Origin of the sequence: Streptococcus sp. SS-4456 (genome assembly GCF_036680365.1) — a bacterium.
GTDB lineage: Bacteria > Bacillota > Bacilli > Lactobacillales > Streptococcaceae > Streptococcus.
In genome coordinates this window covers 1-23,352 of the sequence record NZ_JAVIHI010000033.1, presented here as the reverse complement: position 1 = coordinate 23,352, position 23,352 = coordinate 1, and the positions used below count along the sequence as shown (strand labels likewise).

General features: G+C 41.4%; 21 protein-coding genes, 1 tRNA gene and 1 pseudogene. 3 read left to right on the top strand and 20 right to left on the bottom strand.

The window, feature by feature from the left end:
* Positions 1-99 precede the first annotated feature (99 nt).
* Both RFK25_RS08885 and RFK25_RS08880 read right to left on the bottom strand, forming a co-directional pair.
* Positions 100-1,128, bottom strand: a complete 1,029-nt coding sequence (locus RFK25_RS08885) for an FAD:protein FMN transferase (protein ID WP_332413048.1) — start codon at positions 1,126-1,128, stop codon at positions 100-102.
* Positions 1,115-2,059: a DHH family phosphoesterase gene (locus RFK25_RS08880; protein ID WP_332413046.1), complete on the bottom strand. Its 945-nt coding sequence runs from the start codon at positions 2,057-2,059 to the stop codon at positions 1,115-1,117. The genes RFK25_RS08885 and RFK25_RS08880 overlap by 14 nt, the downstream gene beginning before the upstream one ends.
* 94 nt (positions 2,060-2,153) lie before the next feature.
* On the opposite strand from RFK25_RS08880, the gene RFK25_RS08875 reads away from it, so the two are divergent.
* From RFK25_RS08875 to RFK25_RS08865, 3 genes are read left to right on the top strand one after another with little or no spacing between them, the layout of a single operon-like run.
* Entirely contained in the window at positions 2,154-2,609 is a 456-nt protein-coding gene (locus RFK25_RS08875; protein WP_332413044.1) for a flavodoxin, read from the top strand.
* Between the two features lie 49 nt (positions 2,610-2,658).
* Positions 2,659-2,937, top strand: coding sequence for a chorismate mutase (locus tag RFK25_RS08870; protein WP_332413043.1), 279 nt, complete (start codon positions 2,659-2,661; stop codon positions 2,935-2,937).
* Positions 2,927-4,117: a chloride channel protein gene (locus tag RFK25_RS08865; RefSeq protein WP_332413041.1), complete on the top strand. Its 1,191-nt coding sequence runs from the start codon at positions 2,927-2,929 to the stop codon at positions 4,115-4,117. Before RFK25_RS08870 ends, RFK25_RS08865 begins: the two co-directional genes overlap by 11 nt.
* 43 nt (positions 4,118-4,160) lie before the next feature.
* Here RFK25_RS08865 and RFK25_RS08860 read toward each other — a convergent pair.
* From RFK25_RS08860 to RFK25_RS08775, 18 genes and pseudogenes are all read right to left on the bottom strand, one after another.
* Positions 4,161-4,232 (bottom strand) — tRNA-Arg (locus RFK25_RS08860).
* A 46-nt stretch (positions 4,233-4,278) separates the two neighbouring features.
* A complete protein-coding gene (locus RFK25_RS08855) occupies positions 4,279-4,953 on the bottom strand; it encodes a hydrolase (protein ID WP_248043563.1) in 675 nt (224 codons plus the stop codon).
* 150 nt (positions 4,954-5,103) lie between these two features.
* Positions 5,104-5,451: a 50S ribosomal protein L19 gene (gene rplS / locus RFK25_RS08850; RefSeq protein ID WP_011921928.1), complete on the bottom strand. Its 348-nt coding sequence runs from the start codon at positions 5,449-5,451 to the stop codon at positions 5,104-5,106.
* Between the two features lie 169 nt (positions 5,452-5,620).
* Positions 5,621-6,226, bottom strand: coding sequence for a superoxide dismutase SodA (gene sodA / locus RFK25_RS08845; protein WP_332413040.1), 606 nt, complete (start codon positions 6,224-6,226; stop codon positions 5,621-5,623).
* A gap of 74 nt (positions 6,227-6,300) precedes the next feature.
* Positions 6,301-7,332 carry a DNA polymerase III subunit delta gene (gene holA / locus RFK25_RS08840; RefSeq protein WP_332413039.1) on the bottom strand — a complete coding sequence of 344 codons (1,032 nt, stop codon included), beginning with the start codon at positions 7,330-7,332 and terminating at the stop codon, positions 6,301-6,303.
* Positions 7,333-7,397: 65 nt separating this feature from the next.
* Entirely contained in the window at positions 7,398-8,318 is a 921-nt protein-coding gene (locus RFK25_RS08835; protein ID WP_332413038.1) for an MBL fold metallo-hydrolase, read from the bottom strand.
* Positions 8,319-8,328: 10 nt separating this feature from the next.
* On the bottom strand, positions 8,329-8,889 hold the full coding sequence (locus RFK25_RS08830) for a substrate-binding domain-containing protein (RefSeq protein ID WP_332413036.1): 561 nt from the start codon (positions 8,887-8,889) through the stop codon (positions 8,329-8,331).
* Positions 8,853-9,281: a LysR family transcriptional regulator gene (locus tag RFK25_RS08825; protein WP_332413035.1), complete on the bottom strand. Its 429-nt coding sequence runs from the start codon at positions 9,279-9,281 to the stop codon at positions 8,853-8,855. Before RFK25_RS08825 ends, RFK25_RS08830 begins: the two co-directional genes overlap by 37 nt.
* A gap of 257 nt (positions 9,282-9,538) precedes the next feature.
* Complete coding sequence (locus RFK25_RS08820; RefSeq protein ID WP_332413034.1) at positions 9,539-15,217, bottom strand: ZmpA/ZmpB/ZmpC family metallo-endopeptidase; 5,679 nt, start codon at positions 15,215-15,217, stop codon at positions 9,539-9,541.
* 171 nt (positions 15,218-15,388) lie between these two features.
* Positions 15,389-15,964 (bottom strand): annotated as a pseudogene (locus tag RFK25_RS08815) (ComEC/Rec2 family competence protein); the annotation flags it as partial.
* A 450-nt stretch (positions 15,965-16,414) separates the two neighbouring features.
* Positions 16,415-17,977 carry a recombinase family protein gene (locus RFK25_RS08810; RefSeq protein ID WP_332413033.1) on the bottom strand — a complete coding sequence of 521 codons (1,563 nt, stop codon included), beginning with the start codon at positions 17,975-17,977 and terminating at the stop codon, positions 16,415-16,417.
* Entirely contained in the window at positions 17,977-19,212 is a 1,236-nt protein-coding gene (locus RFK25_RS08805) for a recombinase family protein (protein WP_332413032.1), read from the bottom strand. Before RFK25_RS08805 ends, RFK25_RS08810 begins: the two co-directional genes overlap by 1 nt.
* Before the next feature lie 57 nt (positions 19,213-19,269).
* A complete protein-coding gene (locus tag RFK25_RS08800) occupies positions 19,270-19,431 on the bottom strand; it encodes an SHOCT domain-containing protein (RefSeq protein ID WP_044777345.1) in 162 nt (53 codons plus the stop codon).
* A 106-nt stretch (positions 19,432-19,537) separates the two neighbouring features.
* Positions 19,538-21,007 carry a LysM peptidoglycan-binding domain-containing protein gene (locus tag RFK25_RS08795; protein ID WP_332413031.1) on the bottom strand — a complete coding sequence of 490 codons (1,470 nt, stop codon included), beginning with the start codon at positions 21,005-21,007 and terminating at the stop codon, positions 19,538-19,540.
* Between the two features lie 6 nt (positions 21,008-21,013).
* Positions 21,014-21,409, bottom strand: a complete 396-nt coding sequence (locus RFK25_RS08790) for a phage holin family protein (protein WP_332413029.1) — start codon at positions 21,407-21,409, stop codon at positions 21,014-21,016.
* Positions 21,387-21,755, bottom strand: coding sequence for a hypothetical protein (locus RFK25_RS08785; protein WP_044685892.1), 369 nt, complete (start codon positions 21,753-21,755; stop codon positions 21,387-21,389). The genes RFK25_RS08790 and RFK25_RS08785 overlap by 23 nt, the downstream gene beginning before the upstream one ends.
* A gap of 5 nt (positions 21,756-21,760) precedes the next feature.
* A complete protein-coding gene (locus RFK25_RS08780; protein ID WP_044685893.1) occupies positions 21,761-21,967 on the bottom strand; it encodes a hypothetical protein in 207 nt (68 codons plus the stop codon).
* 12 nt (positions 21,968-21,979) lie between these two features.
* Positions 21,980-23,352 (bottom strand): gp58-like family protein (locus tag RFK25_RS08775; RefSeq protein WP_332413027.1); only part of this gene is annotated, 1,373 nt, incomplete at its 5' end.

Here is a 23,352-nt window from a genome sequence, read left to right as displayed (position 1 = left end):
GTTCATCTGCTTTCTATACTGAGTTGGGGAATTCTAGTATATCAGACGAACATGTCTTTTTTGTTGCACTTCATTTTACAACACGGGTATTTTTTCAAGTTATAGTACGGAAGCACCTGAAGCAAGGTCAGAAGTTACTCTTGCCCCAAATCCCCCTCTTGATGGGCTGCCCAAACTGTCTGAAATCCGCTCCTTACCTGCCAGTATTTTTTCAGAAAGTCCTGAGGTCACAAAAATCTTCCCATCAAGACCTATCAAAACCGCCTCAAGACCATCCGTCTCTTCAACTTCTTTCAAAATCTGATTTATCTCCTGACCGAACAGTCTGGTCGTCCAAATTTCACCATCGACAGAGTTTTTTGACACGATGGTCACACTGGCCAGCTGACTTTGGATAGGATAACCCGTTTGAGAGCTTAAAATGTGATGATAGCTCTGACCATCTACCGTTAGGGTTCTTTCGTAAATGCCAGAGGTGACAACTGACTCCTCTCCTATGTTGAGGACGAGAGCATTTTCACCTCGTGTTTTCTGAGGATCCTGAATCCCAATTCGCCAGCAACCATCTGGATTATGTGGAGCCTGACCGAAAGTTAAGACATTGCCTCCCAGGTTAATCAGTCCAGCCTCCACACCTATTCTTTTCAAGAAGTCGACAATCTTATCTGCTACATATCCTTTAGCAAGAGCACCCAGATCAATGGCCATGCCTTCTTTTTTTAGATAGACCGTTTGCTCTTGGTCATCAAGTTCGATATCACTTGGATTGATGAGTCGGAGTTTTTCACTGATCATTTCTTGGGTTGGAAGTTTGGCATCGCTAAATCCAATCCGCCAGCTTTGCACAAGGGGACCGATGGTAATATTCAAAAAAGATCCCTGAGCCAGACTGTGTTCTTTGCCCAGTTTAATCAATTCATACAGGTCATCGGCAACGGGAACTGCTTGAACACCAGCGTTTAGATTGACCTCCATCAATTCTGACGTCAAATCATTGGCAGAGAATCGGTCTTTATAAAGATAAAGTAGCTCTTCGACCTGATCCAAAACCGGTTCTGCATCTGGGTGCCATATTTTAGTTTCTATGATGGTTCCCATTAGACGAAGGGAACGGCTACTTGCTTGCATTCCTCACAACCTCTTGAATTTCTTGATAGATTTGCTCATTTTCGGAAAGGGAATAAGAGTTAGCACCGCTGGCTAGTGGGTGGCCACCGCCATCGTGGCGCTTGGCAATCTCGTTTATCGGAATGTACTTGCTGCGTAAACGAACCCTGTAATTTCCGTCAGTTTGTTCCACAAAAATCCCCCAAGATTGTACAGTGCCAATCCGTCCTGGAGCCCCAACGATAAATGATGTATCCGCATCGGTCACCCCGTATTTTTTGAGAATGTCCTGTATCAAAATGACCCGTGCCGCACCGTGCTCATCGACTTCCAAGTTGTCGTAAACGTAACCTGTCAACTTGGCGATTTTGAAATCAATGGTGTCCATCTGGCGAGACATCCTTGCGAAGTCAAAATCTTCCTGACGAAGTCGAGCAACAATTTCAAAAGTGCGTGAACTAGTCGCCGGATAGAGAAAACGTCCCGTATCGCCAACAATACCAGCATATAGCAGACGAGCGGTTTCCCCGTCCAATTCCAACTGACTTTGAAGGGCCAATTCTGCAATCATTTCACTGCATGAGCTAGCCTCAGTATTGACCCAGAGCAGGTCACCGTATGGCTCTTCATTTGGATGGTGGTCGATTTTAATCAGGAATTCACTCTGAGTGTAACGGTCATCATCCACACGGGCGGTATTGGCAGTATCCGTTACGATAACCAAGGCCCCTTGATACTCTTGGTCAGAAACCTGATCCATTTCAGCCATCCAAGCCAGATTCGGCTCATTGAAACCAGTTACCTTGATGGTTTTTTCAGGAAAATTCTTCTGCAAGAGCTTCTGCAAGCCAACCTGACTGCCAATGGCATCCGGATCTGGTCGTTGGTGACGATGAATGATGATGGTGTCGTATTCGCGAATTTTTTCGATAATTGTACTGTAAATTGTCATAGCAACTCCTTTTCATCATTTTAGCATAAACTTCCCCTTTTGAAAATGATGGGAGTATGGTATAATAAGATTACTATGTAATTTGGAGGAAATTATGGCACTAGCAAAAATTGTTTACGCTAGTATGACTGGTAACACAGAAGAAATTGCTGATATCGTCGCCAGTAAGCTAGAAGAGTTGGGTTTGGAAGTACAGGTTCACGAATGTACAACCATTGAAACAGAAGAAATCTTGGATGCTGACTTGATTGTTGTAGCCAGCTACACTTATTCTTATGGTGGTGATGGTGAGCTTCCAGATGAAATCGTTGATTTCTATGCTGACCTAGCGGACTTGGATTTGACAGGTAAGGTGTACGGTGTTTGCGGTTCTGGTGATACCTTCTATGATGACTTCTGTAGTGCAGTAGATGACTTTGATGTCATGCTTGGTTCACGTGGTGCGGTCAAGGGGGCTGAAAATGTCAAGGTAGACCTTGCTGCAGAAGACGAGGATATCGTTAACCTCGAAAAATTTGCTACTGAACTTGCTGCAAAAGTAAATGAATAATCAAATCAACCAGTAACATCTGTTACTGGTTTTCTTAAAAGGAGAAAAAATGAATCTAGATCATATCCGGGAAAATATTAACGCTATTGACAGTCAATTAGTTGACTTGCTTGAACAACGCATGGAGCTAGTTGATCAAGTCACAGCCTTTAAGCGAGCAACTGGCAAACCTGTTTTGGATACCAGTCGGGAAATTGCTGTCCTTGAACGCGTTGGAAAGCTAGTCCAGAAAGAAGATTACCGCTCAGCTATTCAAGCGACCTTTAGCGATATCATGGCTCAGTCAAGAGCCTATCAAGCTGAAAAACTAGCTAGCGATGACCAATAAAGGTAAACAAATACTTCAACTCCTGCTCTTTTCCGTCCTAATGGGACTGGTAGCTGGATTGGTCACCACATTCTTCGGAAAGATTTTATTAGAAATTGGACAAATACGGTCCGACTATTTCGATTACCTAGTCCCTTTTCTTGCATTAGCTGGGCTAGTGATTGTATTTGTTTATCAAAAATGGGGCAGAGAAGTTCAAGCTGGGATGGGGTTGGTTTTTAAAGCTGGACAGGGTGAAGATAATCACATTTCTCCAGTCTTAGTACCGCTCATTATCTGCACGACCTGGCTCAGTCATCTTTTTGGGGCTTCTGTTGGTCGTGAAGGTGTGGCCGTTCAGCTTGGAGCTAGTCTTTCGCATTGGCTACAGAAGCATGGTTTTTCAGACTTGTCCAAAGATATGGTCACTAAGATGGGTATGGCAGCAGGTTTTGCTGGGCTCTTTCAAACACCTTTGGCTGCCAGTTTCTTTGCTATCGAGGTCTTGATCGTTGGTCAATATGCTTGGAGAAATCTGGTCTATTGTTTAATAGCTGCTTTTACAGCTTCGACTACTTCGCATTTATTGGGCTTGGAAAAATTTACTCATGTCATTTCGATTCCCTCATTCCAATTTTTAGATAGTTTTAAGTGGATTCTAATTGCCCTTTGCTTTGGGATAATTGGTAATCTTTTCGCCTGGTTTTTAGAACAAGCAAAAAAGCATTCGACTCGCTGGTTGCCAAATCCTTACCTAAAAATAACCGTCATGGGACTTGGGTTAACAGTCCTGCTATACTTCTTCCATCACGGTCGCTATTCTGGTCTGGGTACCAATTTGATTGAGGCCAGTTTAGTTGGGGAGCCCGTATTTGCTTATGACTGGCTACTCAAACTCCTGCTCACCTGCTTGTGTTTAGCCGCAGGTTTTCAAGGGGGTGAGGTCACTCCACTCTTTGCCATTGGAGCTAGTTCTGGGGCTGTTTTAGCTGGATTACTGGGGCTACCAGTAGAACTTGTTGCTGCCCTTGGCTATTGTGCCGTATTTGGCTCTGCAACCAACACATTACTGGCACCGATTTTAATCGGCTACGAGGTATTTGGTTGGAACATCATCCCCTACGCCATTCCAGTGCTAGCCCTAGCTTATCTTGTAAACAGAAAACAAACGATTTATGGACAGCAGATAAGAAAATTTTAAACACAAAAAGCCCGTCAAATCGGGCTTTCTTAGGTGGCTTCTATCTCCCCTGCAGGAATCGAACCTGCAACTAATTCTTAGGAGGAATTTGTTATATCCATTTAACTAAGGGAAGCTACTCTTCTATTTTAACTCATAAAATAGAAGATTGCAAGGTCGGGCTAGTCCTTACTTGATATTCGATATTTTTCCATTTTCTTTTTAAAGAGTTCGGCATTGCTTGGAGCGGTATAGGAAATGGCATTGGCTCCTGCTTCGATAACACGACGGATGGATTCTTCAGTTGGACCTCCTGTCGCAATGATAGGAAAATCTGGAAGAACTTCACGTATTTTTTTCACTACCTCAGGAGTTTCTAGTCCACAGGAAACGTTTAAAATATCTACGCCAGCCTCTATTCGTGATAACAAGTCTGCCTTCTCTGAAACGACTGTGTAGATAATGGGAATATCCGCCATCTTGTTAATTTGCTCAATCGTTTTCACGTTAGTAGGACCATTGACCACAACAGCGTAAGCTCCTTCGGACTCAGAAAGCAAACTCATATTGGCCGACCGCATTCCTGTCGTTAATCCACCACCAACACCAGCTAAAACCGGGACAGAAGCAACCATCATAATACTTTTGAGGATGGCTGGACTAGGAGTAAATGGATAAACTGCTAAAACGGCATCTGCATTATGATTGGCAATAATCGCCACATCCGTTGTAAATAAAACCGAGCGAATACGACGACCATAAATACGAATACCACTACATTCCTTTATGATGTCAGGCACCTGCACAATATCCTGGCGTAAATCAGACAAAACAGACGGAATAAACTGCTTACTCATTCGGGACCTCCTTATATCTATAGACATAGTATAACATATTTTTTATGTTAATAGCTAGATAATTCCACTCATCTTGAGTAGCCCTTATAAACATAGGATACCATCTATTAGAAACAAAAAAAGAAGCAACTTTCGCTGCTTCCTTCCATCTTAACGACGGATTTCTTTGATACGCGCTGCTTTACCTTGCAATGCACGTAGGTAGTACAATTTAGCACGACGTACTTTACCGTAACGTACTACTTCAATCTTATCAACACGTGGAGTGTGGATTGGGAATGTACGTTCAACACCTACACCACCAGAGATTTTACGTACAGTGTACATTTCTGAGATGCCTTGGCCTTTACGAGAGATAACAACACCCTCGAAAATCTGGATACGTTCGCGGTTACCTTCGACAACCTTAGCGTGAACACGTACAGTGTCACCAGGACGGAATGAAGGGATATCAGTACGAAGTTGACCTTCTGTCAAACTTTGGATCAATGGATTCATTTTATTCTCCTATCTTTGTCAATCATAGGTGCTTTTAAACCCAGCGGATAAACTGTATTTTTGTGCGTCCATTACACACAAAATAGATTATACTAAAATCCTCTTTTCTTGTAAAGAAAAATACTCAAAATATTGAAAAAAACAAGCGAAACTTCGCTTGTTTTACAATCTATTTAGCTACTTTATAAAGTTCGTCAACTTTGTTCCAGTTGATAACTTCAAAGAAGGCTTTGATGTAGTTTGGACGAACGTTACGGTAATTGAGGTAGTAAGCATGCTCCCAAACATCTAATGCCAAGATTGGTTTCAAACCTTGCATGATTGGTGTGTCTTGGTTAGCAGTTGAGATAACTTCCAACTTGCCTTCTTTGTTGACTACTAAGAAAGCCCAGCCTGAACCGAAGCGAGTTGTTGCTGCTGTAGTGAATGCTTCTTGGAAGGCATCAAATGAACCGAAAGTCGCATCAATATCGGCTGCCAATTCTGCTGAAATTTCTGTTTTTTCTGGTGAAAGCAATTCCCAGAAAAGTGCGTGGTTAAGGTGACCACCACCGTTGTTGATAAGGGCTTGACGGATATCAGCTGGAATTTGCTCCACATCTGACAAAAGTGCTACCAAGTCTTCACCGATTTCTGGGTGTTTTTCAAGGGCAGCATTGGCATTTGCAACGTAAGTTGCATGGTGCTTGTCATGGTGCAGGGTCATTGTTTCTGCATCAATATGTGGTTCCAAGGCATCGTATGCGTATGGAAGGTCTGGTAAAATAATTGCCATTTTCTTGTTCTCCTATACTAATTGATATTCTTATTTTACTCCAATTTGAGAGCCTTTTCAACTTATTTGTCTGACTATAGGCTTGAAATTTTTAGCAAAGCTAGGTCAAAGAGATAGTCTTTTTCAAACACACCTGTTTTAATTTGGTAGTCTGTTTCGATCAACAATTTGACCACCTTTTTCAGAAATCCAATGGATAGGTAACGTGAATCACGTAGGGCAAATTTGATTTGATAGGGATTGACCTTTCGCCCCATGATTTCTGACAGTTCCGCTACCATTTGTGGCTCACTCTTACCTTGTTCTCGAAGAAGTTGAACCTGTAAATAAGTACGGAATTGGTTCAGCATGACTGCAATCAACTTGATTTCATCCTCCCCCTGTAAACGCAAATCACGAACAAGTTGATGGGCTTCATCGATTTTGGATTGAAGAACCAATTGGGTCAGGTCAAAAATATTATCCTGTAAGGTCTTAGGAATGGCAGCATCAATATCTGCCATAGTAATCAAATTTTGTCCTTTATAAGACTGCAAGAAGGCTAGGTTTTTACTGACTTCCGCAAACTCAAAATTAGATTTTACCAACAAATACTGAAAGACATCTCCATCCATATTCAGACCTAGACGACCCAGTTCTTTCTGGAAATACTGTCGCAAGTCCGTTTCCTTCAAGGGATTGGCTTCCAGTACCAGTCCATCTCGTTTGAGGAGTTTGACCAGACGACGCTTGCTGTCTAGCTTTCCTGGAGCTAGGACAATCAAACAGGTTGTTTCGACAGGATTTTCTAAATAAGCCTCAAACTGCTTGAGTTCGTCATCTGTCAAATGCCGCTTTTTATCCGTCGTCAAATCGGCAAAATAGTCTAATATGACTACTTTTTCATCTGAAAAAAATGGCAAAGATACCAAATCCAAATCGACCTGACTGTAATCAGCCTCAGACATATCAAAATAGGCAAAACCCAAATCTGCGGGATCAAAATCCACCTGCCTTAAAAGTAAGTCCTTGGCTATCTGATACTGACCAATATCCTCACCGCATAGAACTGTCAGGGACCCTAAATGTTCTTTTCTTAACTTCTCAATCTGTCCAATAATTGTCATATCATCCTCTACTTCTATCTCCATTTTACCATAAAAAAAGCACCCAGTAGGTCACTAGGTGCTGGCTAACCAAGTTTTTTAGCAGTAGGTGGGATCATCAGCCTCCTGTCTTGCTGACTTGTAAATGGGACAAGGGGAGGACGAGATCTTTCCATATAAGCCATTACTTCTTTCCCTTCTGGTGTAAATTGTAGCAGGGAATAAAATGAATCATGATAAAAAAGGAAAATATAGCTGTTTTCATAGGCTTCTTTTATCCACTTGGTCTTAGCCGCAATACTATCCATCGGATAGTCATCCACAGCCGCAACCCATAAGGGATTACGATTGGCATGCGTTAGAAGTAAATCTGCCATGTGAATAATGGTCTGCTGGTCTTGTTTTAATAGAATGATAGAATGCCCCTTGCTGTGCCCACCTGTCCTGTGCATCTCAATACCTGGAATGATTTCAATAGATGGACCAAAGGTTTTGACTTGAGATTGAATAGCTTGCCAATTCTCCTTGAGATAGGTTGCACGGGTACGAGGATTTGGATGACGGACTTCATCCCATTCTATTTCATTGATGTAAATGTTGGCATTGGGAAAGGTCGAAACAAGCCCGCCTTCTTCAAGACAGGTCAAGCCACCCGCATGGTCATTGTGCATGTGGGTCATCAGCACTCCGTCAATATCCTGTCGGCTATAGCCCAATTCAGCCAAACTTTCTAACATTCTGTTCTCAGAAACAACCCCTAAATTTCTAACTTGTTTGGCATCTAATTTTTCAGTCCCCAAACTGCTATCAATCAGAAATTTCTTCCCCTTATATTCAATGAGTATAGGATCTGTCAAATCAGCTACCAAACCGTCAGCTGTTGTTGGATAATATCTGGACCAAACAGCCTTGGGGACAGGTCCAAATAAGGTACCTGCATCTGTATATTTGTCAGCTCCCCGTAGCCAGGTAATCCTCATTTCTCCAAATTCAAATGCTTGCAACATGGTTTCTCCTTTATCCGACTGGTACATTCAGACTGCTCATGCAATTGCAACCACCCGTTTGCTCTTCACTAGTTGGGACATGAAACTTCAGTATTTCCTCATAGATGAAATTCTCTGCCTCCCCCACTCGTTTACGATGCGGTCGACACAGCCAGATATTAAAGGGTAGGGCATCACGAAAGTGAACGACCCTAAACTGACTTTCATCAATCAATGCTTCGATACTACTCGGTAAAACACTAATGATATCATTACCTGCTGTTGCAGCGACCATATAGTCCCATGAAGAGGTAAGATGCAGACGTTGAATATCTATATCCTCATCCTTCAACTTCTGCATAATATTGCTATAACTGGTAAAGTTTTGATTAAAGGTCGTCATGGGATAGTCCTGCAAGTCGCTCCATTCCAAATATTCCCTATTGGCTAGAGGATGGTCTTTATCCATAAAAGCAACGTACTCATCTTTGTGGACTAGGTGCTGTTCATATTTTTCGCTATCCAGATTGGTCGGATCGACTAGAAGAGCTATATTTAGCTCATTGTCCACAAATTTTTTCCATATTTCCAAACCACCCCCTCTAAAATTTCGATATTGATAGTGGGGTAATTGACATAAAATTTGGGCAAAAGATGAGAAAAATAAGCTCTCAAAATGATGGACGGAAGACCAAGTCGGATAGTTCCTTGCTGTTTAGCAGCTTCTTTTTGAATAACATCCTGCATTTCTTCATATTTGGCAACAATTTCTGTCGCAAAACAATAGACCATACGACCCGCTTCTGTCATACCATCCAAGCGCCCATTTTTCCGATTAAATAATTGAATGCCTTCACTCGCTTCAAAATGCGTGATAAATTGACTTAAGGCAGACTGGCTAATATGAATTTTCTTAGCTGCAAGGGATAAATTACATCTGCACTCCACGATATTGATCAGATATCCCATTTGTACAATATCCATGCCCATGACATTACTCCTTCTTACAAGGACCAATTTTAAGAGAAGTGCTCCCCCTTCTCTTCTTTTACACGTTTTATTTATATCATTATACCATATATACTCTATTTTGCATACTTATTGATTGGACAAGTCAATTGTTTTTGAGCAAGGCTAGCCCCCCTTAAAAAAGAAAAAGAAAACGAACAAATCATCGGCTCTTGTAATTCCAGATGTTTGTTCGTTTCTGATACTAATTCTTAAGCAAAATCCATTCTGCTTTATTCAGCTTTTTTGCGACCAATCCAGAAACTAAAACCTAGGGAGGCAAGTAAGAATCCTAAAAGACTTAGATTGTTTCTCTCCCCTGTTTCAGGTAAACGATTGGAAGTTGACATGGCTGAATTGCTACTTGTCAAGGTGGCACTTAACTGGTCTGCCTGCTTCTGAGGTACGGCTACCAATGATAGCACAGCTGGCTTGGTCTCCGTATTTTTCTGCCGTTGCTGTAACAATGAAATGGCTGGCATTGCCGGAGTATAAACTTCACTTCTTGTTACTGTTAGAGGCAGGCTACCGCTTGGAATAAAATGAGTAAGCCCTGTACCTTTGGCAGTAACCAAGGGGTCTAAAACGCCTTCTGGCAATTCATGACGAACACCACCTCCATTTGCCGTTTCAAGTGGTGGAAGAATACCGACCGGCAATTCGTGGGTAACTCCATTACCTTTTGCAGTCACCAACGATTCTAAAACGCCTTCTGGCGATTCATGACGAACTCCACCTCCATTTGCCGTTTCAAGAGGTGGAAGAATACCGACCGGCAATTCATGGCTAACTCCCTTGCCTTTGGCAGTAACTAAGGGTTCTAAAACGCCTGCTGGCAATTCATGACGAACTCCACCTCCATTTGCTGTTTCAAGAGGTGGGAGATTTCCGACCGGCAATTCATGAGTAACTCCCTTGCCTTTGGCAGTAACCAACGGTTCTAAAACGCCTGCTGGCAATTCATGACGAACACCACCTCCATTTGCCGTTTCAAGAGCTGGAAGAATTCCGACCGGCAATTCATGGGTAACTCCCTTGCCTTTGGCAGTAACCAACGGTTCTAAAACGCCTGCTGGCAAGCTGTGTTTGACAACTTCTCCATTTTTTATTGTGAGAATATGAAGGGGAACTACAAGCTCTTCATCGCTGAGGTCATCATAGACCACACGAACAGTCATGGTGTGGTCACCACTAGACTGTGGAATTGGAGTAACTACTACAACATCAAATTGACCTGCTTCAGCTGGTAGACTGATTTGCTTCACAATTTCAGCTTTTGTTTCCTCACTACTGCTTGCCGGTAGGACACGGGCTTCTCCATTAACGTGAGGCTGGTAGCGATCCGCTTTAGGAAGAACACCTTCTGGCAAGCTGTGTTTGACAACTTCTCCATTTTTTATTGTGAGAATATGAAGGGGAACTACAAGCTCTTCATGGCTGAGGTCATCATAGACCACACGAACAGTCATAGAGTGGTCGCCACTAAACTGTGGAATTGGAGTGACTACTACAACATCAAATCGACCTGCTCCAGCTGGTAGACTGATTTGCTTCACAATTTCAGCTTTTGTTTCCTCACTACTGCTTGCCGGTAGGACACGGGCTTCCCCATTAACCTGAGGCTGGTAGCGACTTGCTTTTGATAGAACCAAGACTACTGGAATCTCAATCGTTTTACTGCTAGTGATAGCTGTCAACACCCTTTTGTCAAAGTGTGGATCCAACTGATAGGTTCCCTCTGTTGCTATAGGCAAATCGTTCTCCACACCTGTGATTGATTGCCCATTTTCAACTTGCACCTGTTTCGCTTTTAACAACTGACCTGACTGGGTGAAGTGCAAGGTTACTGTATGAGTTTGAACAGGCTGTTTTAGCTCTACCAAGCGATAAACAATTTCATCTTTGACCAGGTCAAAACGATTATAGCCTTTCTCCAAGGTAATACGAGCTGTAGGAGATAACAGTCCCTCAACCCTCACATATTCCTTGTCTATATTCTTGGTCAGATCTTGTTCAAAGCCTCTGACAAGAACCTGAACACTACCTTGAATATCTCCTGTCACTTGCAAATTAGAGCTAGCGGGGATAATCAATTGACCATCACCAGACAACTCACCCACTTGAAGATTCTGGTCCATATCCAGATTGAGAAGGCTACCTGTTTCCACTTCTAGTCGGGTGGAGATACTAGAAACTCGATTAGATAGGGTAATATTTGCTTGATCTCGCAAGGCCAATTCCTGAACATCTACTAAATCTAGCCCATAGATACGAGTTGCTTTCAGACTCACTTGGTTATCTGAACTATTAGTCGCCATAACTTTCTTGATATTGCCGGAATTACTCTCTAGGCTAACCCGACCAAGTGTTTGGTTACCATCTACACCACCTAAGTCAATCCCTTGATCAACCATGGCAAATTCTGAGTCTATGATAATCTCAACCGGAATCAAACTAGCCCCTTGGGCATGGCCCGCAAAAATTTGCTGGAAGCGAGTATCTGAGGAACCGCCAATAATCGAGATCCGAGCATGGCTTCCTGAAGGGGTGTCAGTTGGAGAACCTGCAATCAAGGTAGGACGAAGATCGACCTGGGCTTGACTGATGGTCGTTGACACGTTATTAAAGGTCAGATGGTTACCATCCGCATAAATCTTCGGTTGCTGACCACCATCAGGAATCATCTCGAGCTTGAGATTGCTTAGGGTCACATCTTTTGTCGTTAACAAATTAAGACCACGAAGATTTAATTTATACCCACGACCATCAATTGTCACCGCCTTATCAATGACAAAATTCGTTGAAAAATTTTGTCCATCACGATGGATGATATCACTCACCAATTTAATTGTATCACCATCTTTAGCTTGGGAAATAGCATAGGACAAACTTTGATATGGATGAGTTTCTGTTCCCTGTCCCTCTTTAGATGTTTCAGCACCTTTGGTGACATAGAGCTCACGCGCCTTCGGTTGACTGTAAATACTTGTACGGAAGTCATCTGTATCCTTCAAATAAGCCTGGAAGATGCTCTTTTTCAATTCTTGAACAGCTGAAACTCTAGTTGACAAGGCTACCCTGGTGGTTGCATTAAGTTTCATCTGTTGCAAATCTTTGGCAATGGCTACATCCATCAAACTCTGAATAGCAGCGAAATCGCTAGCTACACTAGTGGATTTTAGCTCAGTAACCTTGGCGATGCGACGTTCAAACATAGCCTTTTTGAAGGTTGCTAGGTCTCCTCCATATTCTGGCATAATGGCATTCAAAGCTGCCTGATCATTGGCATATTGGCCAGAAACATAGGCTACCATTCCTTTTTCATAACCATATTCCCCTAGAATATCATAGGCATTTCTTCTAAAGCTAATGTCACCTACTGTTCCTGCATTGTTTTGCAGACCTGCATAGACAGGCTCAAAGAGAGGAATGGTGTAGTAAGAATTGGTCCGAGCTGTTCCTGTGGTATTGAGACCGTCAAACTTGTAGCGACCTGAAATCAATTGCTTATCTACAAAATCATGGACAGATTGCAAACCTGCTGCTAAATCTCTCGAGATTGGTTGAGCTTGATCTGTCTGACCACCATTAGCACTTGCGACAAGGCTCAATTGATTGAGCAGAACAGCTCTTTCTTCCGGCGTCTTCTTCAAGATAGACTGAGCTTCTGCATAGTCTAAAGTGTACAAGACATCCAAGATTCCCTGCATATAGGTCTTGAGGTCATCACTTATTTGGAAGCGTTCTGGACTAGCATTTTGTGTCCGATTGTCACCCATGCGATAGGCTGTATTGATAATAAAGCTTGGGTCTTGATAAGGTGTCTGGGTAACATTCAGGGACTCAAACATCCCTCTGGCAAAAACTTCATGCAATTGACCATCTCGTCTACCATAACCATTGAGCCATACGGTCTTATCTAACATATGGGTTAATTCATGGGTGTAGACAGCCTGCCCTGCCTCTGTTAGAGATTTTTTCAGGTAGAGGTTGATTGAAGTATTGCCATTTGCTTGACCATCTGCTTGTAAAAAATTCTGGTACAAGTTAAGCGGTCTGATAAATTTCTCTACCCCTTCTAAAACACCTGAGCCATATTTTGGTGAATAAAGTTCCTGAACGCGCTGAGTAGCTGTCCCTATTTTCTGTGGACTATCAACCACAATAATGGGAGTATGATTGGCAAGAGTATCCCTATTCAGACTGATTCGATTCCAGAATTTCAAAAAGCTTTCCTGGTCATCAGCATAGGATTGTAGGTTAGCCTTAAAAGTTGCCAAACTTGTCTGGTCACCTGATGGGACATAGGATTCCGCTAAACCGTAGTTGACTGTGTTTGAAGTGCTAATGGCATATACAAGATCAGTAGGTAGGGTCAGGAGAGGAATGAAATGGTTGTTCAGACGTACATTGCTCTTTAATTTCTGATAGAGCGAGGAATTCCCGTAAGGAGATTGGGACTCTGCCAGATGAGCCTTGCTAGTCTCCTTAAACCATTGCTCACCTGTTTTGCCTGGTTCAAAAAGGCTAACGCCCTTCTCAACAAAGGAAAAAATATCGGCCTGACTTGTAATTGGAGCTAGTTTGGTTTGGTAAGTGGTCGCTGACTGACCCAAAGTCAAATCACGATAGGTTAAAGTGTTCAAAATACTAAGTGTATTTAAGGGGGTGCCTCCACCGCCGAACACCTGGGGATAATGTAATATCAAATCCTTAGCCTGATATTGACCAAATTCAAAGGAATATTGGCGATCCAGATAGGATAAACCTGCTAAGATTCTCTCTTTATTACGACGGATATCCTCTACATTGACCTGACTTGATTTCTCAAAAATACCTGTAAGCGTCGTTTCAATCTTAGCCTTTTCTCGCTCAAAATTCTCTCTCATATCCAGCATATCCATATAGGCTGTCTGCTTGAGAGTTTGTAGCTGGTCAGCTGGTAAATTACTTCCACCATTTTCCTGACGAATAGCCTTTTCCAAATCTAATTTTTCAAAAAAATTTTCTTGATGAGACAAATGAGGATAGAGTGATTCGTAGGTCACAGCTGCAAAGTCATCTTTCAGCGAAGCGACCTGTTGAGCAACTGTTTCACTGGTCTGGCTTGTAATTGGCTGAGTCGTCGCAGGGACTATCTGACTACTACCATCCGAATAAACCACTTGAAACTGCTGAACTGTTTTTCCAGTGACAGAGGTCATAAGCTCCCCTTGGTCATCTAGTGGCAATTTAGCAACTTCATTGGCAGCTACACTACGAGACATTCGAGCTGAACGCAACACAGGCTGAACAGCTTCTACTACCGCTTGGTCTGTCGGAGTAGCTTCTTCTACTAATGTTACGGATGGTTGAACCAATTGACTAGCCTGGTTCGGCGAAGTTGCTACCGGTTGTTCTACTTGACTTAGATCCATTTCTGCATCCCCAGTAGCTGAAGAAGTGCTTGCAGTTGGCTCAATCAACAGAGCGAGTTCTCCAGCAACTTGCCCACTCTGTTCTCCCCCTACCGTCTGATTTTGCACTAGTTCCGCTTGACTTGGCGCAACTGTTTGACTGACTGCTAGCTCCTGATTAGTCAAACTATCTTGTACTGCTGGTTCTATTTCTACCAGTCCACTACCTTGAGATTGCGTTACTTGAGGACTAGTCGTAACCGATTGAGAACTAGCTACTTCCTCTACTACCTCAATCTGCCCACTAACAGATTGTACTTGTATGGCTTCCTCTGTCACTTCCGAACTAGTTTGACTGGTTGCAAGGCTACTAATAGGAGCTTGGCTTGCCTCTTGGGCCGCCGCAACCTGCCCTCCAGCAACACTAAAGCTAATTGCTAAGGCAACAGATACGACACCGATGGAAAACTTACGTATGCCAAAATGCTGCTTCTTTTGTAAAAAATGTAAATTCATTAAAATATAATCTCCTTTTTGAGACGAATAAAAAATCCACTATAATTATATAAGTAAAAAGTATGAAATGCAAAGAATACGCTGTCAATTTTATCGCAACAAAAAAATTTCCCAACAATGGGTGTTAGGAAACTAAATATTATCGTAGTTTTATTGTATATTCTTCAAAATTTACTCCTTCACCGTTTCAATCCGCCATTCCGTCCAGCCTCTAAAGCGAATGGCTCCTTGCTGGTCTGTGCGATAGACTTGGATATTCCGACTGTCAAAACGGTCCAAGGTTTCTTGGTGTGGATGTTTGTAACGATTATTTTCTCCAGCTGATACCAAGGCAATCTTGGCACCTATATGGTCTAAAAATTCAGGATAGGATGAGCCTTTGGAGCCGTGGTGACCGGATTTAAGTACATCGACAGGCAGGTTGGGATAGGCTTTTATCAAGTCCAACTCCCCCTGCTCCAAGTCCCCTGTAAAGAGAAAATTGGTTTCCAACAAGCGACCGTAAAGAACAACAGAGTCGTTATTGCCACCGTCTCCTGTCCCAGCTGGATAGAGGACTTCCAGATAGGAGTCAAAAATTGGCAAGCGGTCGCCCACTTTGACCACATGGACTGGGACATTGATTTCTTTCAGAGTTGCTACAAAGTCAGGCACCGTCAGACTTCCCGGCGACACGACTATCCGACCAATTTGCACCTGCTTAGCCACTTCCAGCACATCGCCCACATGGTCTGTGTCGGTATGGGTACTCATTTTGATACAATTTAACCATTGCAAGATTTAGGGAGTTCAAAAAAAAACGCCTGAATAAATTCAGACGATTCTACTTATCAGAATTACTTCTTGTTCCAAAAATATATCCTAATGTTGTTAGTAATAGGGTCTTAAAGGTATCAAAATCATCTAACTTGATTAAAAATCTTTATTTACTTTAGATAAGAAAATAGTCATTCTCCTGTTAATTGTTCTAACTTATCCGATTTAATCCAACTATAAGTTTATAGCTCTCCACCAGGTTGACGACGGTCTATCCCTAATCTATAGCCAATTTGTTATCCTAGTTGATTAAAAAAATCTCTGATTTCCTCATCTTTTATAAAATAATATATAACATTTTGAATCATAAAACACCTCATTCAAATATATTTTTGAATGTATTTTAACATTAAACTTTGTAGATGTCAAAGGGGTCATAGCCTAAATTGCTATAACCGCTCCATTTTTAAATTTAAATTTGGCTCCCTTATCCTCGTTAATCATGACACTCTCAACTAGTGATTCCCATAATAATTCATCAAAATCGGTTAATACTTGCCCTAGCTTTTCTAAAGTTCCGATAAAGTCTTGCAATTCCTTATTCCTTTTGGATTTTTTCATCCTTTGGAGTTCTAGTGATTCAATATCCTGTACTATACCTTCATACTTTGAAGTCAGTTGACTATACTTTTTGAGGTACTGGTCTTGGTCTTGCCTTATGATGGCATTTTCCGAAACTAGATTTGCAACTAACTGACTGACAACTTCTGCTTCAGTTTCAAGGACCTTTATCTGTTCGTCAATTACCTCAAGGCTTCCAATGGATAGTAATACAGATAGATTGTCAATGACTTCAAGCCTATTATCTATTACTTGATTAACTGCTGAGACAAACCACTGTTTCACCTCTTCCTCAGTAACGTGTGGGGTAGAACATTTACTACTGCCATTGTATTTCTCGTTACATCGATAGATTACCCTTCTGTACTTGGAGGTTGAATGCCATACCTTACTTCCAAAGAAGTGACCACAATCTCCACATACTAGTTTTGAGCTGAAGATTGTTGTACTCGACTTTCTGCCTTTATTGTCGAGCACTTGTTGAACTGCATCAAAGGTCTCTCTATCTACTATTGCTTCATGGTTATTCTCCACATAATACTGAGGCAATTCACCTCTGTTGATGTTCTTCTTTTTGGTTAGAAAATCAATTGTATAAGTTTTTTGTAGTAAAGCATCCCCTTTATACTTCTCATTTCGAAGCATTCGCTTGATTGTGGTTGCGTTCCATTGGGATTTGCCGCTAGGAGAGGGTATAGCTTGTTCAGTCAAATCCTTGGCGATATGATATGGTGATTTTCCAATAAGTGCTTGCTGAAAGATGTACCTAACAGTCTTGGCTTCATCCTGATCAACTACAATTGCCCCATCTTCACCTGCTTTAAAACCTAAAACATTTGTATAAGGAAAATGAACCTTCCCTTCTGCGAATTGTTTCCTTAAGCCCCAAGTTACGTTTTCGGATATGCTCCTACTTTCTTCTTGTGCCAAACTAGACATGATGGTTATGAGTAGCTCACCTTTTGAATCTAGTGTCCAAATGTTTTCTTTCTCAAAGTAGATTTCTACACCTACCTCTTTCAACTGCCTAACTGTAGTCAGTGAGTCTACGGTATTCCTCGCAAATCGACTAACAGATTTTGTAATAATCAAATCGATTTTGCCATTGAGTGCATCTTCCACCATAGCTTTGAAACCAGTTCTTAATTTTGTGTTTGTCCCACTGATACCTTCATCAGAGTACATTTTAACAAATTCCCAATCATCCCTCCCATTAATGTATTCAGAGTAGTACCGCATCTGCGACTCATAGCTTGTTGCTTGATCCTCATGGTCAGTTGATACCCTGGCATAGCCTGCAACTCTACGCTTTTTCAGAGAGAAATCATCTGAACTTGACCTAATAATACTTGGTGTAGCCTGAATAGTAATTACTTTCTTCACTAATATCGACCCTCTCTAATTTCTATAAGATATTTCCTTCCTTTTACTGGTGTTACCCTGAGGATACGGTGACCAAAGTCATACTCGATGTGTTTAATATTATTTTCAACCCACTCTTTATCTGGGACAATGCCTAACTTGCTTTCAAACGATGCCAAAAGTCGCTTTTCCCCTAACGTCCTACATGAACATGATGATGCTCCGAATCGATTTCGTGTTCGACAATAATATCGTACGGTTTTATTAACTTGTTTTGAATCCACTTTAACAATCATCAAACATCCGCATTCTAAACATGAAATTTTGTCACGAAAGATACCTTTATTTAAGTGGCTTTCTTGATGCATTAACTGATATCTTCGCTCCTTCTCATGAAGTACTAAATCAAAATATTCTTTTGTAACAATTGGCTCGTGTGCATTTTCAATGATGTACTTATTGCGTTGCCCTTTATTCCTTTTCGGATTCCTAGAGAATGCCTCACGATAGGTCTTCTGTAAGACAAGCCGACCAAAGTATGCTTCCTGCTTGAAGAATTCTCTGATGCTTGCTACGGTAAATGGATTACCAATCCTTGTTAAGACTTGTTCCTGATTGAGTTTATCAACTATCTGCTGTACCGAATCTCCATCCAGATACCATTTAAAGACTTTTCGAATAACCTTTGCCTCATTAGGTTCAATCTGATATTGTTCTCCATCCCAACGGTATCCATACATATCCTGTGGAGTGTGCGGAATCCCTTTTTCAAACTTCTTTTGGATTCGCCATCTTATATTTGCACTCAGGTTTTGAGACTCCTCTTGAGCTACTGAGGCAAGGAGGGTTAACATCAATTCACCTTCTGAGCTAAGACTATCAATATTTTCTTTCTCAAAAGTTACACCAATATTTTTCAAACGTAATTGTCGAACAGTGGTTAGTAATTCAACTGTATTTCGACCAAAACGAGCGATTGACTTAGTGATTATCCTATCAATCTTTCCATCTTCACAATCCTTTATAAGATTTAGAAAGCCTTGTCGATTACTTTGTTCTTTACCGCTTATGCCTTCATCATAATAAATCCCCACCAATTCCCAGTCTGGATGTGCTTGTATCAAACGGTTATAATAGCTAATCTGTGTTGACAGAGAATGATGAAGACGACTATCAGAAACCCTTGCATAGGCCGCAACCTTAAATCTTGGCTTGCAGGGCGATTTTATGGGTTGTATTCTTCTAACTGTCCTCAAATTAATACACTCCTTTCGCTACTATATATCACTCTAAAAGAAAAAATTATCCAGTTATTAGGTCGATAATTGACTTATAAACGGTTGATATTTTTCAAGCATCAATTGCCTAAAAAGTTCAAATTCCTCAATTGTGATTGCTCCATTATTTAGAAGTATCTTTGCTTGTATCATTGTAAGTTGATAGGTCATCTCATTGTTAATTTTTTGAACGTCCATATTATCCTCCTACCTTACTAGGTAGGTTTGGGAGTAATTTTTCCGCACTTTTTGAAAAAAAGTCAAAAAAATAAAGCCTGATGTTCCCACCAGGCATATAACTTAATTATGAAATTCTAAACCAACCAACAACTTTACCAAGTTTAACTGTTCCAGTTGAATCGTAGAGTGAGCCATCCGCCATCCATTGACGTTTCACACGACGAGTGATCCCACCACCACCAATTTCCAATTGGTCATTGATGCCGTTCTTATTATGGTCAGAATATCCATCAATATTCTGTTCCACACCATCAATACTTTTTCCATCAGAATCCGCCACACAGACACCAATATGCCCGTAAACCATACCATCTGTTTGAATGACATAAAAATCACCTGCTTTAGGATTCACACCCCAAGCATCGTAGATTACTCGGAAACCATTTGATTTTGCTTTCTTCAAACAATCAATGGCATTTGTATAGGACATATTCTTGTCCGTAAGCTCTTGAACAATCTTATCTACCAGGGCAACACACTGTCCGCCATAAGGGTTAGATGGAACGGTCACCTTTTGACCGACCTTGGATAAAGCTGACGCAACCACACGGCTTGCAACGCTAGTTGGAATAGCAGTTGTTGTCCTTGAAGCAGCGTTAACCTTGAGTGTTTGTCCAACTTTCAGGATATCCGACTTCTTCAAACCATTCACTACAAGAAGGGTATCTACTGATAGACCAAACTTCCGAGCGATTCCATAATACGTATCGCCTTTCTGTGCTTGATAGGTCTGCTCACTATGGCCTTTGGTTGTTCCTTCTACATCCTGCTCTAGCACCCATGACTTGATTCCATCAAGTAGATAAGCTCTCTTACTGTTGGACTGGTGAACATTCTTCACTTGGAGGATTTTGTAGGTGCGCCCTTTGACCCAGTTGGCGATTTTCTGACCAGTCTGATAATGAGTTGCATGAGGCAACACCCTAAGACTATCACCAACAAGATAGATTGATTTTGAAGGAGTTCCTGAACTCCCAACAGTTGAACTGGGGGGCGAGGGAACTATAGTCTTGACTTCAACTCCAGTTATTGCTGATACAAGACCTTTCGCAATGTCCTCTTTCTTGTTTTCAAAAATCGCCATATCTTGTTCATTATCAATAAAGGCAATCTCCACCAAACGATAGGTATATCCACGACTCGTTGCTTGGTTGGCATTATAGAGCCAATCTACCTTCTTTATGCCACGATTTTGAAAGTATCGTGAAAGGAGAGATAGGATAGCCATATCTTCCTTGTCTGCTTCTAAAGAAGATTGAATCAAGACTTCTGTACCTTTGGCACTACCATTAAAGGCATTGAAGTGCAATTCAGTAATTGAGTCGTATCCCTTACCAATACTAGTAATACTCCGATAATCATAAACATTTTGTTCGGTAATAAAATCAATCTGTTGCCCACTGTACTTAGACATTAAATTGCCTAATTCTCGAACCTTTCCTGCTTCTGTGATGCCTAGTTTGGCATTCACTGCTCCAGGATCATAGCCTGTTCGCCCCTGTCCATGACCACAAATGACTAGATGTTTTCCCATATCTTATCACCTCTCGTTGATTTGTTTTAAAATTTCTTGTAGTTTCTCAGGTATTGGTAGACCAATTCGAACGGTATTTTCTAAGATACTTAACCCCTCATTACTGAGATAAAAGAAAATGACCATGGTTCGAATTGTTCCACCCTGCTTGATGATTGCAGTATCAATCATATGACCTAATGAAACTAAAAATAAAATGGCTATCTTTTTAAAGATGCCACGAAAACCGATACTGCTTGACAATTGTTTCTCAACAACTGCCGCAAAAATTCCTGTTAGATAGTCAATAATAATGAAGACAAGTAGGGCATACAGGATACCATCCAACTCTCCAAATAGACTACCAATCAAGCCTCCAATCATAGAGAATAAAATCTTATTAAGTGTTAACAGTTCCTTCATCGGTCACCTCACTTTCTACTGAACCTTCCTTAACTATGGTAGGATCTGACCAATCTGGTTGACCGTTCTCATCAAACCGCATCAGATAAAAACAATCATGGAATAAATCAGAAAGATTCAGAGTTAATGTGGTACTGCCCCACTGATTAAATGCCCAAACTGTTTCTGTTGTAACCAACTGCCGCTTTCCATTTTTAATGGCAGGTCGCCTTACTTCTTCAAGATACATGTAAAAATCTTGCTCAGCTGTCTTACATCGGATGAACTCTCCATTCTTACGCATGTAAGCGAGAGCTGTCTCCAAATCAAATGGTTCTGTTACTTTGTCAATATTGAGAAGTGCCATGATAACTATTCTCCTTTCCCTTCTTCAGGTTTTGTCTGAACTTCTAATAACTCAGTCAATTCCTGTTTTTCTTTACGCAATAGGCTAAGTTCCTCATCCCTCTCCACCAATTGGATGGCGATGAGGTTCTTAGCGGTAATTTCATCAGAGAGCTTTGAGACAAGCTCCTGAATAGTTAGTTTTAATGATTGGTTGATTTGTTCTAGATTCATCTGTGAACTCCTTTATTTAATCGTATCCCATGTCAAGATGACATCACCTCGACCTGTGATGTTTACTAAGTGTTTAAAATTGTGGTTGAATTGATGAAGAACATCTTTCAAACTGACGTAGGTTGTACCGTTTCGATAGATACGGATATCTCCGATATTCAAAATTGAACTTGGTCGGTCAGATGCTTTATAAGCATCAATACTCAGTCGGTTAGGCAACGTTACTATTTCCCAGCCATCTGGATTGGTATATGGAGCACTAGCTAAACGTACCTTATCGCCTACCACATCAATTTGGTCGGTATCTGTACCGTTCCATGCTCGAATTCCTACAAAGCCACCGTCATTGGCATTCCAGTTGTTCCATCTATTGGAACCGATAATGGTTACACCACATGGCTTACCGTTTGATGTTCCTGTTTCAAATGAAACCCATTGGTGGGGATAGCCACTAACCTCACGAGAAATGGATGGAGAGTTTGTAAAGAACTTGATGTTTCCAAGTGACAGATTGATTTTCATGGCTCCGTTGATTGCTGACAAGATTCCACCAGAAATGTTGTTGGCAGATAGGGTTACTGACTGCACTTGGGTTATAAAGGCTGATTTGGCAAACAACTGCTTGAGATAGGCTTCTGTAGCCATAAACTTGGTAAAGAATGCTTGGTCAACCTTTATCTTATCCGCAGTGATTGCTTCTGCTCCAATACGAGCTGCTGAGATGATACCTGTCGTAATCTTGCCTGCATCAAGACTGGCAATTTTACCGCTCGCAATCACTCCATCTTGGATGTAGGTTGTGCCTGTTATTTGAACGAGTTTTCCATCAATCTTGACTGTGCCATCCTTATTGAGATTGAGCTGACTGAGGACTGTCCCTGCACTTGTCAAATTTCGAACCGACCACGACCCTGCAAGTGTTGAAACCTGCGTTTGAATGGTATTTACTGTTGCCATTGTCGCTCGACTTGTTTCTAGATTGCCAACTCGTGTCACAATCCCATTAGCCGTTTGAACAACCTGACTGATTTGATTGGTGTGATCTCCAATTGTTCGAGTGTGACTGCTGACAGTATCCCGCACTTCATGAAAGGCGGTTACTGTCGTAAAGTCGTCTAATGACGGTGTCCAATAGTCTGGAAAGATATCACCAGTTGTTACCATTAAAGCTCTCACATGGAACTTACCAGTTTTAACTCCATCGATTCTGACTTGAAGTTCAAAACCTTTAGAGTGTTGGTACATCTCTTGAGTGACGGTGGCAGTCAGTTTTATCAAGCGATAGTTGTTACCTGTTGTCAGATTGCTGCTCCATTTATTGTAGAAAGGGTGATACAAATTCCAGTTGATCCATGTCCAAACATTTTGACTATCCAATATTGGAC

Bases quoted from the DNA above. Each gene is read 5' to 3' on its own strand.
- RFK25_RS08885 (WP_332413048.1), bottom strand. From the start codon at position 1,128: ATGCAAGCAAGTAGCCGTTCCCTTCGTCTAATGGGAACCATCATAGAA.
- RFK25_RS08880 (WP_332413046.1), bottom strand. From the start codon at position 2,059: ATGACAATTTACAGTACAATTATCGAAAAAATTCGCGAATACGACACC.
- RFK25_RS08875 (WP_332413044.1), top strand. From the start codon at position 2,154: ATGGCACTAGCAAAAATTGTTTACGCTAGTATGACTGGTAACACAGAA.
- RFK25_RS08870 (WP_332413043.1), top strand. From the start codon at position 2,659: ATGAATCTAGATCATATCCGGGAAAATATTAACGCTATTGACAGTCAA.
- RFK25_RS08865 (WP_332413041.1), top strand. From the start codon at position 2,927: ATGACCAATAAAGGTAAACAAATACTTCAACTCCTGCTCTTTTCCGTC.
- RFK25_RS08855 (WP_248043563.1), bottom strand. From the start codon at position 4,953: ATGAGTAAGCAGTTTATTCCGTCTGTTTTGTCTGATTTACGCCAGGAT.
- rplS (WP_011921928.1), bottom strand. From the start codon at position 5,451: ATGAATCCATTGATCCAAAGTTTGACAGAAGGTCAACTTCGTACTGAT.
- sodA (WP_332413040.1), bottom strand. From the start codon at position 6,226: ATGGCAATTATTTTACCAGACCTTCCATACGCATACGATGCCTTGGAA.
- holA (WP_332413039.1), bottom strand. From the start codon at position 7,332: ATGACAATTATTGGACAGATTGAGAAGTTAAGAAAAGAACATTTAGGG.
- RFK25_RS08835 (WP_332413038.1), bottom strand. From the start codon at position 8,318: ATGTTGCAAGCATTTGAATTTGGAGAAATGAGGATTACCTGGCTACGG.
- RFK25_RS08825 (WP_332413035.1), bottom strand. From the start codon at position 9,281: ATGGATATTGTACAAATGGGATATCTGATCAATATCGTGGAGTGCAGA.
- RFK25_RS08820 (WP_332413034.1), bottom strand. From the start codon at position 15,217: ATGAATTTACATTTTTTACAAAAGAAGCAGCATTTTGGCATACGTAAG.
- RFK25_RS08800 (WP_044777345.1), bottom strand. From the start codon at position 19,431: ATGGACGTTCAAAAAATTAACAATGAGATGACCTATCAACTTACAATG.
- RFK25_RS08795 (WP_332413031.1), bottom strand. From the start codon at position 21,007: ATGGGAAAACATCTAGTCATTTGTGGTCATGGACAGGGGCGAACAGGC.
- RFK25_RS08790 (WP_332413029.1), bottom strand. From the start codon at position 21,409: ATGAAGGAACTGTTAACACTTAATAAGATTTTATTCTCTATGATTGGA.
- RFK25_RS08785 (WP_044685892.1), bottom strand. From the start codon at position 21,755: ATGGCACTTCTCAATATTGACAAAGTAACAGAACCATTTGATTTGGAG.
- RFK25_RS08780 (WP_044685893.1), bottom strand. From the start codon at position 21,967: ATGAATCTAGAACAAATCAACCAATCATTAAAACTAACTATTCAGGAG.